We start from the raw sequence: 12,912 nt of genomic DNA on the forward strand, positions 1-12,912 counted from the left end.
TGTCTACCTGTTGGCATTGTGGTGCTGGTTTTTTCAAGATAGCGACACAGGACGAAGTTCGCGCTCAAGTTCCGCCTTCGCTTGGTCATGCAAAACAATAACTTTGTGTTGCTCACTGCTTTGCAACTCAGTGGAGGAAAAAAGCCAAAGCAGTGGCAACTTGAATTTGGTTTAAACCTATTAAACCGCTACATAAACCAACGCAAGTTATTTGGCCTAACAACAACAGGGTTAATGGCCGAATATCACGAAGCGTTTAGAGAAATTAAGGGTAAGAAATGAGTGGAGCGAGAGAAATAGCCGAAAAAGCGGTTGATAACATAGAAGAGCTTTTAAGTGATATGTTTGCAGGTGATTATGCAGACAATGAGGTTTCATTAGGGGTATTAGTAAGTGGTAAAGAAGAGATTCAAGTACAACTTAAAGTAACCCGCTCACCTAGTGATTTTATCGATACGGATTACAGTGACTGGGACGCCAGTATCAAACAACTCTAATTGTATTTAAACCATGTTTAAACTTAATTTAAATTAATTGGCTTGCCCCTATTGTAATGGCAAGCCTTTTCATTTTAACCTAATAAGACACCCGCAAAATACAACGCTGAAAAAAACTTTACAGCGGAATGCCCCCCTCTAAATTGATTTACTTAACGCATGACAAAAACAGTGCATGCGCCATTTATTGAGTTATTAGCTCAGCTTATTGTGTCGGCCAAGTCTAAAGACGAGCAAATCGCTATATCACGCCGTTGCCCGTTAAAAGATTTGCCAGCACTACGCACACGCGTAAAAGAGCTATTAAACCCAGCTAACCAAAAGCCAACGCGGAAAACTCGTTTGCCTGCCTGTTACGTCCTAATTAAACAACGATTAACTAATCTGAGGACTCAACATGGCGGCCAAAATAAGAGTTAAAGTCCCAACTGCACCTAGTTTCTTATTTCAGGAAATAGTGCCTGAAGAAATCTTTAATTTATTTAAAGACGATCCCCTTTTTCTTTTAAATTTTTTTGATGAAAGAGCCTTACGCATGCTGCAAAAGCTGCGTGATAAGTTTGGCCCATGCACAGTAAATAACTGGCTATGGGGTGGTGCTAACCACTTACGTGGTTACAGACCGTTAGATTGCCAAATTGGCGCAAAGCGCAGCCAGCACAAACTAGGCAAAGGCTTTGATTGTAGTTTTGAAAACTACAGCGCTCAGCAAGTACGTGATTACGTATTAGCTCACCCTGAAGAATTTCCTTACATCACAGCCATCGAGGGCGATGTGGATTGGTTCCATTTCGATGTTCGCACACCTACGTGGATCGGCATTAAAGTTTTTTACCCGTAAGGACACCTCATGACACCAGAACAAGAGAACCAGCTATTTCAAGCAATCGGTGAAATTCAAGGAAGCCAATCAGCCATTTTGGATGATCTTAGAAGTCTTAAGGCTGATATTCACCACAGCATAGAAAAGAGTGAAGCCCGTCAAAAGCAGATCACTGATAGCTTAAAAATAGATATCGAAAAAAGTGAGCAGCGCCAAGCTGAGGCGCTTAAGACCCATGCTGAGCGATTAACAAAAGTCGAAGAAAAGCTAACTAACCAGCGCGTTAAAGTAGCTGCAATGGGCGGCTCTGCTGGTTTAGCTGTTTCTTTAATTGCTTACGCTGTTAAAAGTGGGATGTTTAGCTAATGGCACACCCAGCAGAAAAGAAAAACGCTTTACGTCACAGCTATGTAAACGAACTGCTTGCTTTAAGTGTTGCAGCAGTAAAGCATAGTGTTGCAGATGGCACAGCCCGCCGCTGGAAGATGGAAGCGAAAGACCAGGGCGATGATTGGGATCTTGCTCGTGCTGCAAGCCGTCGTAGTGAGGGTGCTGCAGGTGAGTTTACAACCGACTTTATCGAAGAGTTTACTATTCAAGTAAACGAAACCTTTGAGCTTTTAAAATCTGAAGAAGGTTTAGCACTTCCATTAGAGCAGCGCACTAAAGTACTTAGCTCACTCACTGATATGATGAGCAAAGTAATGAAAGTATCTGGCGGCAATAAGCGCCTAGAAAAACGCACTGTCGCTGCTGAAGTTATCAAGATTTTAGCTAAATTTGTTTCAAAACATCACCCTGACTATGCACCGCAATTAGTCGAAATTCTTACTGCATTTGGTCCTCAGCTCGATAAGGAGTTAAGCGACTAATGGCTGATTTAAATACACGTGATTTTTTAGCAGAGATAGAGCAAGTAACCAGTGCGTTACGCCGCGATATCGAAGCTAAAGAACGTCATATTGATCCAAGTCCTGAAGCCATTAGAGAGCGCCGTAAACGTGTTTTAAGCGGTGATTTTGAGTTTTTTGTATATACCTATTTCCCACACCATATGTGGCTAGATGATGGGCAGAAACCATCTGAGTTTCAGGCTTATTTTAATAGTTGGCTACCAGAAGCACTAAAGCTTAAAAACGGTTGGAAAAACTGGTTTGTTGCTCCACGTGGCGAAGGTAAAAGTACACTTAGCGTAAAAATCGCCCCTGTGTATGTTTCTGTATTGGCGCTGCTGCAAGACGCAGAGGTACGCCAAGAACTTGGCTTAGAAAAGCCACCTCTCTTTATTGATTTTGTGATCTTGTTTGGTGCTGAAACCAAAATGCCAACCAAGACGCTTGAAGTCGTTAAAACGGAGTTGTTGAACAATAACAACTTAGCCTTAGACTTTCCTGAAGTATGCGAAAAATCACCAGTATGGAAGTTAGGCGAGTTTGTAACGGCGCAAGGTGTGCGTTTTGAAAGCCGTGGTGCTGAGCAATCGGTTCGAGGGACGTTCCACGGTGCAAGCCGTCCTAAGCTGTTACTTTCTGACGATATCATTACCGATGCCGAAGCCAAGTCACCCACAGAGCGTGAGAACCGCTGGCGATTCCTTGAAGCTGCTGTGCAGTACTTGGGACCACCCGATGGTACCGTAAAATTCTTAGGTGTGAACACCGTTCTTAATAATGATGACCCAATTAGCCGTGCAGAAGAAGCACCTGGGCACATTGTTCACCGCTTTAAAGCAATTAAACAAATGCCTGAGCGCATGGACTTATGGGAGCAATGTCGCGACCTCATGGTTCATGATGATAAACGCTTTGAAAAGCGCGAAGCGGCAAAAGGTATTGCTGTTGCCACTGAAGATAAGCCTTCGTTTAAGTTTTGGATCAAGAACAAACGCGCAATGCTTAAGGGTGCTAAAACCAGTTGGCCAAGTGTACGTACACTTTACGATTTAATGTGTATGTGGGCTGCGAACAAGCGCGAGTTTAACCGCGAGATGCAAGGTATTGCAAAAAGCGATGAAGAAGCGATTTTTTACCAGTTCGATTTTTGGGTTGACCGTTTACACGATTGGGTACCATACGGTGCATGTGATCCAAGTATGGGTAAAACAGAAAAATCTGACCCAAGTGCGATACTTGTTGGCTTTTATTCAAAAGACTTACAAAAGCTGCACGTTGAATACGAAAGCCGAAAAGTGCGCGGTACCAGCCGTTTACTTAACGACATAATTCGCGCTCAAAAAGAATATAACTGCTTAGTGTGGGGCTTTGAGAATAACAACGCCTTTGATTTTATGCGCAGCGAGTTTATCACCAAAGGATTAGAGCAGGGCATTGCACTCCCTTTACGTGGTGTTACGGCCACATTACCGGCTGAAGAACGCATAGGCTCACTCGAAACCTATGTGACCAATACACCTGCACAAATAGCCTTTCATTCACGCTGCCGTTTATTGCTCGACGAACTCGAAAACTGGCCAGAAAAACAATCAACACATCACTACGACTTGAGTTGTGCATTAGCCATTTTATGGATGATATCAAGCACTGGCGCAGGCGGGATGCCTAGAGTCCGAAGCCGCAAAGTAACCAAACAAATAGGGGGCTATCATGTTTAAGTCTAAGCCACGCATTAATTCACGGGCTTATGGTGCCCTTGTTCGTATGTTTGAACAAAATCAATTGGACCCTGGCTTTTCGTCGTTGATAACAGAGCTCCCAAACCCTGACCCGATTTTACGTAAAGCAGGTAAAAACACGGCTATTTATGAAGAAATTGCCCGTGACGCGCACATTATTGGTGAATTGCGCTCATTACGTAGCGGTTTATATAGCTTTAATACTGAGTTAGTACCTGGCGGAACCGATTCGGCCAGTATGAAAAGCTACGAGTTAGCAAAACAGTTTTTTAAGCGTAAACCTTGCAAGCATACAGAGTGGGCCGATATGGATTGGCACAACTACAGTGCTATTTTACATGGCTTCAGCGTGACGCATTTGGGCAAGTTTATTAAACGTGATGGTACGTGGCAGCCTGAATACATTGAAACATGGCGTAATAGCCGCTTTGCTTTTAATAGTGATCACGAGCTGCTTGTTAAAACAAGAGAAAACCCACAAGGCGAAGAAGTAGATCCGCGTCGTTGGTCTTGTGTTCGTCATATGCCTAGTGCAACAAACCCGTATGGTATTGCACTACTGAGCAGCTGCTTTTGGCCGTGGATGTTTAAGCACGGTGGCTTTAAGTTCTTTGTTCAATTCTGTGAACGCTTTGGTGTCCCGTTCCCTGTGGGTAAATACCCTATTGGTGCAAAAGATGCTGATATAGACAGCCTTTTAAATGGACTTGCTAAGTTAGTTCAAGACGGTATAGCCGCAATACCTGACGATACCAGTATTGAAGTACTTGAAAGTAAGTTATCCGGTGAACCAATTCCCGAGCGTTTAATTAATTTCTGTAATGCTGAAATGAGTAAGGCGCTAACCAGCCAAACATTGGCCACAGAGCAAAAGAATGGCGGCGCACGTGCTGCAAGTGAAACGCATGCAAAACGCGCTGGCGATAATCAACGCGCAGATAGGGCGCTTGTTGCTTCTTATCGTAATCAGATCATCAATACCCTTCACACTGTCAATTTTGAGGGTGGCGAGCCGCCGCAATTCATCTTTAAAGATAAGCGCGAAATTAATACCGATACGGTAAGCCGCGTTCGCGAATCTGCACGCTTGGTACCTGTAAGCACTGATTACGTATACAAAGAGTTAGGTATTCCAAAACCTAAACCAGGCGAAGACATTCTTGAAGTACCTGATGACGGCCAAGGCATTGCCTCAGCTGCTAAAAGCACAGAATTTGGTAAGTCTGATTCTGCTAGTACTGAAATTAGCGATGAGTTTGATGTGTTCGATCACGCTTCAAACGACACCATTGAAAAGATTTGGCATTTTGCCCAGGCATCAAAAGACCTGGACGAACTTAAGCAAAAAATAACCTCACAATTCCAAACCATCTCTGAGTCTGCTTTAGCACAAGTGGCTGAGCAAGCTCTGCAGTATGAGTTTATGGCGGGTATGAACGAGGCTAATTCTAAAACTGTGGAGATAGACGATGAATAACATTCCTGAAGGTTACTTAAAAGACGGTAAAGGCAATTTAGTAGCAATTGCTAACGTTAAGCAAACGGATTTGATCAAAGATGAGTTTGTACAAAAAGCCTGTGCGAAAGCACTTGAAATGCAGGAAAAATTAGCTGAGTTCAAACGTTCATTGATGGCTGAAGCTGACGACTTTATAGAGCTTTTAGCGCAAGAACATGGTGTTAGTTTAGGTGGTAAGAAAGGCAATACGCAGTTACGTTCATTCGATAACACTTTGCGCGTGAACATTCAAACACAAGAACGTATCGAGCTTGGCCCAGAGCTATCCCTCGCTAAACAGCTGATTGATGAGTGCCTAGATGAATGGACCGAAGGCGGCAATCAAAACATACGAGCCATTGTCAGTAAAACCTTTAATACCGATAAGCAAGGATCATTAAACCCGCAACGTATCCTTGCGTTACGCAAGCTTGAAATCACTGATGAAAGCGGTAAATGGCAAAAGGCGATGAATATCATTGCAGAGTCAGTAGGTGTTATCGATTCATGCCGTTTTATCCGCTTTTACAAGCAGGACGAGAAAGGCATTGAACAAGCTATTTCACTTGATATAGCAAAGCTGTAGCGGGGCGCTTATGGCTATTTCTAAAGAGCAATGGGAAAAAATTGAAAACGAGCTGGCTGGGTTTTTAGGTAGTGCTTTATTTAAATTGGGCGATCATGAAATCTCGATACAGCGTGTTAGAAAATCAGAGTCTACCACTGTATTAGCTGTTTATATTGATGGCTATATAAAAGGTGAATGGCACACAAAAGAAGAAACGCGTCCTGCCTGTTTAGAACAAGTATGGCGAAAGCGCTATATCTCAATTTATAAACAGGCAGATATCAAACAGATTATTAAAATCTTTGGGAAACGCGAAGCTAAAAAACGCTACCCCAACTTAAATGAGCAAAAGGAATTTCTTGATTGTTATTTTACGACAGCTAAATCATTAGTTCGCCAATTCAAACGGATCAAAGGTATCGAATTAATGCTTATTGGTGGCGTACCTTACGAGTCAATGGAGGCTTAAATGGAACCGATCACAATTGCACTTGGCCTTGCTAAGCTAACTGGCCTAGATAAAAAAATAGGTAACTGGATAGGGGGCACAAATGGTGAAGCAGTTGCTTCAAAAGTCGTTGATATAGCCCAAACCTTAACGGGGTCAGGTTCACCAGAAGAAGCGTTAAACCGTATTAAAGACTCTGAAAAATTTGCGCATGAGTTAAGAACCACATTGCTCAATCGAGAGAAAGAACTTGACGAGCTTGCGTTTAAAAATACCCAGAGTGCCCGCAATATGCAGATCCAAGCACTAAACCAAGATGATAAGTTTTCTAAACGCTTCATCTATTATTATGCGTGGTTTTGGTCAATTACGACGGCTCTATATATAGGTTTTATCACGTTTATGCCTATTCCTGAGAGCTCTACACGCTTTGCAGATACCATTTTAGGGTTTGTTTTAGGCACTGTTATAGCGTCAATATTGAATTTCTTCTTTGGTAATAGCCGTGATAACTCTCGTCGAAATGAAATTCAAGACATTCAACAGTCATTAAAAGAGCATTAAAATGGCTCTATCAGCTCCACAATATGGCGACCTTGTTAAATTCAAGGAAGCCATTTCACACTTTCAAGACAAAATTAAGCTGACAAGTGAGTCATATAAAGACTTACAGGGCTTAATTCATGCCAAAGCATTCACCGTTGCAGGTGCAACAGAAATCGAAATCCTGAATGAGCTATATACAGCAGTAGATAAAGCAATTAGTGATGGCGAGACAATATCGGACTTTAGAAAACGCTTTGATAAAATTGTTGATGATCATGGTTGGTCTTATAAAGGTAAGCGTGGCTGGCGCACTCAAGTAATTTACCAGAACAACAAAAATACAGCGCGAGCAGCAGGGCGCTGGGAACAACAGAACCGATTAAAAGAACGTAGACCTTATTTACTTTATCTCACTGCTGGTGATAGCCGAGTTAGGCCTGATCACAATAAATGGAACTATATATTACTGCCTGTAGACCATCCGTTTTGGGACACGCATTATCCACCAAATGGCTATAACTGCCGTTGTAATGTGGTTTCACTGAATAAACGAGATATTGCACGTATGGGCTTATCGATCACAAAACCAGAGTCTGTTAATAAGTTTATGCAGTCATTCAAGGTCGTCGATGCATCAACAGGTGAAGAACTTGATAAGTTACCTGGCATAGATCTAGGTTGGGACTATAATCCAGGTAAAGCATGGTTAGGTGCTGACATAGCAGCTGGTAAGTCAGTAGTGAAGTTATCGAAAGAACTTCAACAACTAGCGGTACCGCAATTTAATGAAGCTGTTTTGAAGTCACAGCAATATTATAAAAAGCAGGTAAATTTAAAAGCAGCTCAGATTGCACTTAAAAAACCGGTAGTCGATGGCCAAGAATTTACGTTAGGGCACTTGCCTGCATTTTTCCTAAATGAGCTATCACGTAAAAATGCACCTATATATAGTAGCGCTGTAACGATTAGCAGCTCGCAAATTGAAAAGCTATTAGCTGGCCAACTTACAATTGAACAAATCCACCAGCTAATGAACGCTATTCAAAAACCAAATGCGTACACATATATAGATAACAAAATTAGAATGACGTACCAGGGCTTTATGATCACAATTGAACTGGGACCAAATTTTAATACGGTTGTAGCAGCAGAAAAGATTTAAAGATTGCTCGCTGAGAATATTTAAAGAGCGTTTAAATGGCGTTTAAAGTGCGTTTAAAGTGCGTTTAAAGGAAAGTTAAACGATCAGAAATGATCTAATTCTAAACGTAAAATGAGCAGGAATGATCAGATAATGAGTCAGTTTGAACGGTTAGAGTCTAAAAACAAGCGTAATTCAAAAACCATGAATTTTCGGCTTGGGATTGGCAAAGGTCAGTATTTACGGGCTTTTCCAAAACACGAGGGCGAAAATCTCCATACCTCCATAATTCTAGAAATGAACAACCCCTTACACGGGAATAATGTAATTTAACATAATATAAATTATAGGAAGTAATGGTTTATATCTATCTGAGCGCTGTCCTCAGTGACACTAAGTCCAATACTAGACGGTATCGGACATTAGGTGGTTGTTTTGCTATATAATCCATTTAATTATCGACTGTTTCTTGAGCTTAGGTATTGCATGGCATATATTAAAACTATCAAACTAAGATGTAACGATAAGATGTAAACAATATGGAATTTGTGAAACCGTTAGAACCCATTTTGATAATTGATGATATGCAAGATATCAGAGACTATCTCAATCAGATATTAACAGGCCTTGGCTTTGAAGATATTTTAGAAAGCCGAGATTTTGAATCAGCTAAAACAGTTATTGAAGAAAAAGCGCCTAACGTCATCTTTCTCGATATAGAGCTCCCCAACACAGACGGCACAGAGATTTTAGAATACTTAAACGACAACTACCCACACACACATGTTGTTATGTGCTCTGGCCACAACAGTCTCGAAAATGTACAAAACACGTGGGAACTTGGCGCGAAAGGTTTTATTGCTAAACCATTTAACGCAAAAAAAGTCGATACTGTTATGAAACGTCTAGAATTGATGTAAACCATAACAAATTAAGAAGTTTATGAATTCGACTATTGAACGCGTTATAGATGACCTATCGACAGTAATATTTGGTAAACAACAACAAATTAAGTTGGCATTAGCCTGTTTATTCAGCCAAGGTCATTTGTTAATTGAAGACTTACCAGGTATGGGTAAAACCACTTTATCGCATGCACTTGCGGCGGTTTTAGGTTTATCGTATCAACGCATTCAATTTACCAGTGACTTACTTCCGTCAGATATATTAGGAACAAATATATTTGATGCCAAAGAACACACTTTTTCATTTCATCAAGGGCCTGTTTTTAGCCAAGTTGTCCTTGCAGATGAAATAAATCGCGCGGGTCCTAAAACACAAAGCGCTCTGTTAGAAGCAATGGAAGAAAAGCAAGTCACGGTCGACTCTGTTAAACACGCCCTGCCATCGCCTTTTTTTGTGATTGCTACACAAAACCCAGTAAATCAGTCTGGTACATATCCTTTACCTGAGTCACAGTTAGACCGCTTTTTTATGCGAATTAGTTTAGGGTTTCCTGATAAACAGGCTGAGAAAAATTTAATTTTGGGTTTAAATAATCGTAACTACGACGATTTACCCGTGCGTATAACAACTAAGCAACTCTCTATTATTCAAACAGAAATTACTCAGGTCACACTCAGCAATGCCGTTGTTGATTATATTTTAGAGTTAGTTGCATTTACTCGCCAAGACAAGCACTTTGTTAATCCTTTATCGCCAAGAGCATCTATTGCGCTTTCTCGTGCAGCTAAAGCATGGGCCTACATTGAAGGACGTAATTTTGTTTTACCTGAAGACGTTCAAGCGGTGTTTGCAAGTGTGACCGACCATCGTCTTGGGTTGAATAAAGATGACAGTGCTTATGCACTAAAACATGTTCCTGTTAGCTTGTAAAAGATGCTTAAGCGCCCTACTTTTGCAACTCGTTTTACGCACTTTTTTATAAATAAGTTATTAAAAAATAAGCATAAAACAAACGAGATTACACTGCGTCATAATACAATTTACGTTTTGCCATCGCGCTTAGGAGCTAAATTTTTATTTGTGGCACTGTTAAATTTTGTGATGGGTATTAATTATCAAAACAACCTTATTTTAGCGATGGCGTACCTTATGGTTGTTTTATTAGTGTTCGCCATTTTAACGGGTTATAAAAATCTACGTGGTCTCAGTGTAAAGTTTAATCACGTAACGCCATGCTATGCACCCAATCAACCAAGCGCTCATTTTTCTATAAAAGCTAAGAGCGCGTGTCAAGGTGTTGCGCTTGGATATAAAAATACAAAATCACAGCTCATTGATGTCGGTAATAACGAAGTAGTAAATACGCATATTTCGTTAAACTTAGACAAACGTGGGCGTTATTGCTTCGAAAAAGTCCAAATTTATAGCTCTTTTCCTTTTGGGCTTGTGTCTGTATGGAGTTATATTCAGCCCAGTGATGCAATTTATATATACCCAGAGCCAATCGATGACCCTAGTTTAGTTTTTGACACACTGGAATTAGGCGATAGCGAAGAGCATGAAAGCCAACAAAAGCCGGGATCGGATGATTTTCACCAACTGTCTCCTTTTATCCCCGGTACAGCACTTAATAAAGTATCTTGGAAACACTACGCAAAAACTCAGCAGTTACTCAGCAAGGAGTTTACGAGTCATTCGTCTGCCAAAATGGCACTTAACTTTAATAACTTAAACGGCAATACTGAAACTAGGCTCAGTCAACTATGTTATTTAGTCAATAAGCTCACTGAACAGCACGTTACATTTTCTTTAACGTTGCCAAATAGTGAGGTTGCTTCGGGTTGCGGTTTAAAACATCAAAAATCGTGCCTTCAAGCGCTGGCGGAGTTTTAAATATGCTGAAGATGCATAATGCAGGCTTAATAAATTCGGCACTTTCATTCATATTCATCATTATGAGTGGATTTTTGTTTACTGAGGTCCCTGCTCTTTTTCTCGCCATTTTAATTTCTTTAAGCTGCCTTAATTTATTTATTGGAAAGTTCTATAAAAAGCTCAATGGTAAGGTGGCTAATATTTTAGCTGCGGCCTGTCTAATCGCTTTATTTGTTGTTGTCGGTGTGTCTGACACAGTTAAGTTATTTGTTTCAATGATGCTACTTGCAAGTACATTTAAACTATTGCAAGCGCGAACAACCAAGCAATATCAAACCGTGTGTTTACTCGTGTTTTTTAACTTATCGACCCTGTACCTCTTTCATCAAGGTTTACTCGAAACATTGCTGGTAAGCAGCTTATATATCGTTAATTTTGCAGTCCTTGGCTATTTAGACAGCCCTAATAGCTTTAAAACGGCTAATAAACAGAGTGTTAAGACCATTTTGTTCGCTTTACCTATTGCTGCATTTCTAATTTTATTTTTACCAAGACTTCCTGCTTTTTGGCAATTACCGGGGCCAAAGCTTGCTAAAACAGGTTTGTCTGAACAGGTAAACCCGTTTTCTATTGCCAAATTGGCAGAATCAGACGAGCTAGTTTTTAGAGTTGAAGAGCCTAATAATACAGCTCTGCAGCCCCCCTATTATTGGCGAAGCCTTATTCATGATGAGTTTAATGGTAACGAATGGTTAATATCGGACATTTTAAAATCTCAACAGTTTAACCTTACTCGCAAGCCAGTTGCCCCTCAAAACTACGTTCAATATCAAATTATTGCAGAGCCTTCATCGGCTAATTGGTTATATGGTTTAGGGTATGCAACAAGTGATAATACGGCTGTAGTCTCCGACTATAATGGTTTGCTAAAACGCAAAGGCAATTTAAATAAGAATATAAAATACACCGTTAAAAGCGGCTCATTAAATAATGTTGTTCTGTCTGACTTTGAAAAAAGACTGTATACGCGACTTCCTGGCAACGTGAACCCTAAAACGCGCACACTGTCATTATCTCTCGCTGAAAAATATACCAACGAAGAAGCCTATTTTAATGCTTTATTGCGCTATTTTAATGAACAAGCATTTAGCTACACACTCATACCAACAGCAATGACTGGCGAGAATACAATTGACCAGTTTGTATTTGATAATAAACGTGGCTTTTGTGGACATTACGCAAGTACAGCAGCCTTTATGTTCAGGGTTGCCAAAATTCCTGCGCGTGTAGTTTCTGGTTACTTAGGCGGCGAACAAAAGCAAGGTTCAACATTAAACGTTTATCAATATGATGCCCATGCCTGGGTAGAAGTACATTTTAATAATGCGTGGCATGTGTTTGATGCAACCGCGGTTGTTGCTCCAGAGCGGTTAAATGGCTCGTTATCACAATTAAGCGAATTAAATGAAAGCTTTAATGAAAATTTAGGGTTTGGCCTAAAACGCTGGAGTCACTTTAAAGCAATAAATTGGCTTAGAAATCACCTTGAAGAATTAGATTATAAATGGACGAATTGGGTGCTGACTTTTGATCAGCAATCACAACAAAACTTTTTAAAATCATTATTTGGAAATAAAGCGAACTGGATAACACCACTTGTAGTTTTGGTTACGCTGGCCTTTGTTTTTCTAGGTTACTTTTTCTATTCAAAGCGCACGCCTCTCTCTAATGAGCCACTTATTAACGAAATAGAACAGCTTTACCGTTGGGCGAATAAACGGGGTATTAAAACCGATGTCACTCTTACTCCTTTGCAAAATATTGCAAATATAAAAAAACAAAAGCCCCATTTATCCAGCGTATTGGCTAAATTTGAACAGATAATCATCGAAGTGCGCTATCAACAGCTCGCATTTACTCAAAAACGTAAAACCACTGCTCGAGTTCTGTTAAACTCTCTCAAAACAGCAAAATAGAG

15 protein-coding genes are annotated in these 12,912 nt (G+C 40.5%); all 15 read left to right on the forward strand.

The annotated features are described in order from the left end of the window. Positions 1–87: 87 nt before the first annotated feature. The 15 genes from JIG41_RS20970 (at position 88) to JIG41_RS21040 (ending at position 12,910) form a co-directional block, all read left to right on the forward strand. Positions 88–282, forward strand: coding sequence for a hypothetical protein (locus JIG41_RS20970; protein ID WP_180311572.1), 195 nt, complete (start codon positions 88–90; stop codon positions 280–282). Next, positions 279–497, forward strand: a complete 219-nt coding sequence (locus JIG41_RS20975; RefSeq protein ID WP_180311571.1) for a hypothetical protein — start codon at positions 279–281, stop codon at positions 495–497. The genes JIG41_RS20970 and JIG41_RS20975 overlap by 4 nt, the downstream gene beginning before the upstream one ends. Positions 498–894: 397 nt before the next feature. Further along, entirely contained in the window at positions 895–1,338 is a 444-nt protein-coding gene (locus tag JIG41_RS20980; protein WP_199525402.1) for a hypothetical protein, read from the forward strand. 9 nt (positions 1,339–1,347) lie between these two features. Further along, the gene (locus JIG41_RS20985) at positions 1,348–1,686 is read left to right on the forward strand and encodes a hypothetical protein (RefSeq protein WP_138617672.1); all 339 of its coding nucleotides are present in this window, start codon (positions 1,348–1,350) and stop codon (positions 1,684–1,686) included. Then, on the forward strand, positions 1,686–2,192 hold the full coding sequence (locus tag JIG41_RS20990; RefSeq protein WP_063530259.1) for a DUF1804 family protein: 507 nt from the start codon (positions 1,686–1,688) through the stop codon (positions 2,190–2,192). Before JIG41_RS20985 ends, JIG41_RS20990 begins: the two co-directional genes overlap by 1 nt. Continuing rightward, a complete protein-coding gene (locus tag JIG41_RS20995; RefSeq protein WP_199525403.1) occupies positions 2,192–3,931 on the forward strand; it encodes a hypothetical protein in 1,740 nt (579 codons plus the stop codon). Before JIG41_RS20990 ends, JIG41_RS20995 begins: the two co-directional genes overlap by 1 nt. Beyond that, positions 3,924–5,429, forward strand: a complete 1,506-nt coding sequence (locus JIG41_RS21000) for a DUF935 family protein (protein WP_199525404.1) — start codon at positions 3,924–3,926, stop codon at positions 5,427–5,429. Before JIG41_RS20995 ends, JIG41_RS21000 begins: the two co-directional genes overlap by 8 nt. After that, complete coding sequence (locus JIG41_RS21005) at positions 5,422–6,036, forward strand: DUF3164 family protein (protein WP_138617678.1); 615 nt, start codon at positions 5,422–5,424, stop codon at positions 6,034–6,036. The genes JIG41_RS21000 and JIG41_RS21005 overlap by 8 nt, the downstream gene beginning before the upstream one ends. 10 nt (positions 6,037–6,046) lie before the next feature. Continuing rightward, complete coding sequence (locus JIG41_RS21010) at positions 6,047–6,487, forward strand: hypothetical protein (protein WP_199525405.1); 441 nt, start codon at positions 6,047–6,049, stop codon at positions 6,485–6,487. Continuing rightward, a complete protein-coding gene (locus tag JIG41_RS21015; protein WP_055021328.1) occupies positions 6,488–7,030 on the forward strand; it encodes a hypothetical protein in 543 nt (180 codons plus the stop codon). A gap of 1 nt (position 7,031) precedes the next feature. After that, positions 7,032–8,174, forward strand: a complete 1,143-nt coding sequence (locus JIG41_RS21020; protein WP_199525406.1) for a phage minor head protein — start codon at positions 7,032–7,034, stop codon at positions 8,172–8,174. Positions 8,175–8,692: 518 nt separating this feature from the next. Further along, on the forward strand, positions 8,693–9,073 hold the full coding sequence (locus tag JIG41_RS21025; protein WP_199525407.1) for a response regulator: 381 nt from the start codon (positions 8,693–8,695) through the stop codon (positions 9,071–9,073). Positions 9,074–9,095: 22 nt separating this feature from the next. Continuing rightward, positions 9,096–9,989, forward strand: coding sequence for a MoxR family ATPase (locus tag JIG41_RS21030; protein WP_065979925.1), 894 nt, complete (start codon positions 9,096–9,098; stop codon positions 9,987–9,989). Between the two features lie 150 nt (positions 9,990–10,139). Further along, a complete protein-coding gene (locus JIG41_RS21035) occupies positions 10,140–10,952 on the forward strand; it encodes a DUF58 domain-containing protein (protein WP_199525408.1) in 813 nt (270 codons plus the stop codon). A gap of 2 nt (positions 10,953–10,954) precedes the next feature. Next, entirely contained in the window at positions 10,955–12,910 is a 1,956-nt protein-coding gene (locus JIG41_RS21040; protein ID WP_199525409.1) for a transglutaminaseTgpA domain-containing protein, read from the forward strand. The last annotated feature ends 2 nt before the right edge of the window (positions 12,911–12,912 follow it).

It is taken from the genome of Pseudoalteromonas sp. bablab_jr011 (genome assembly GCF_016464045.1).
Lineage (GTDB): Bacteria > Pseudomonadota > Gammaproteobacteria > Enterobacterales > Alteromonadaceae > Pseudoalteromonas > Pseudoalteromonas lipolytica.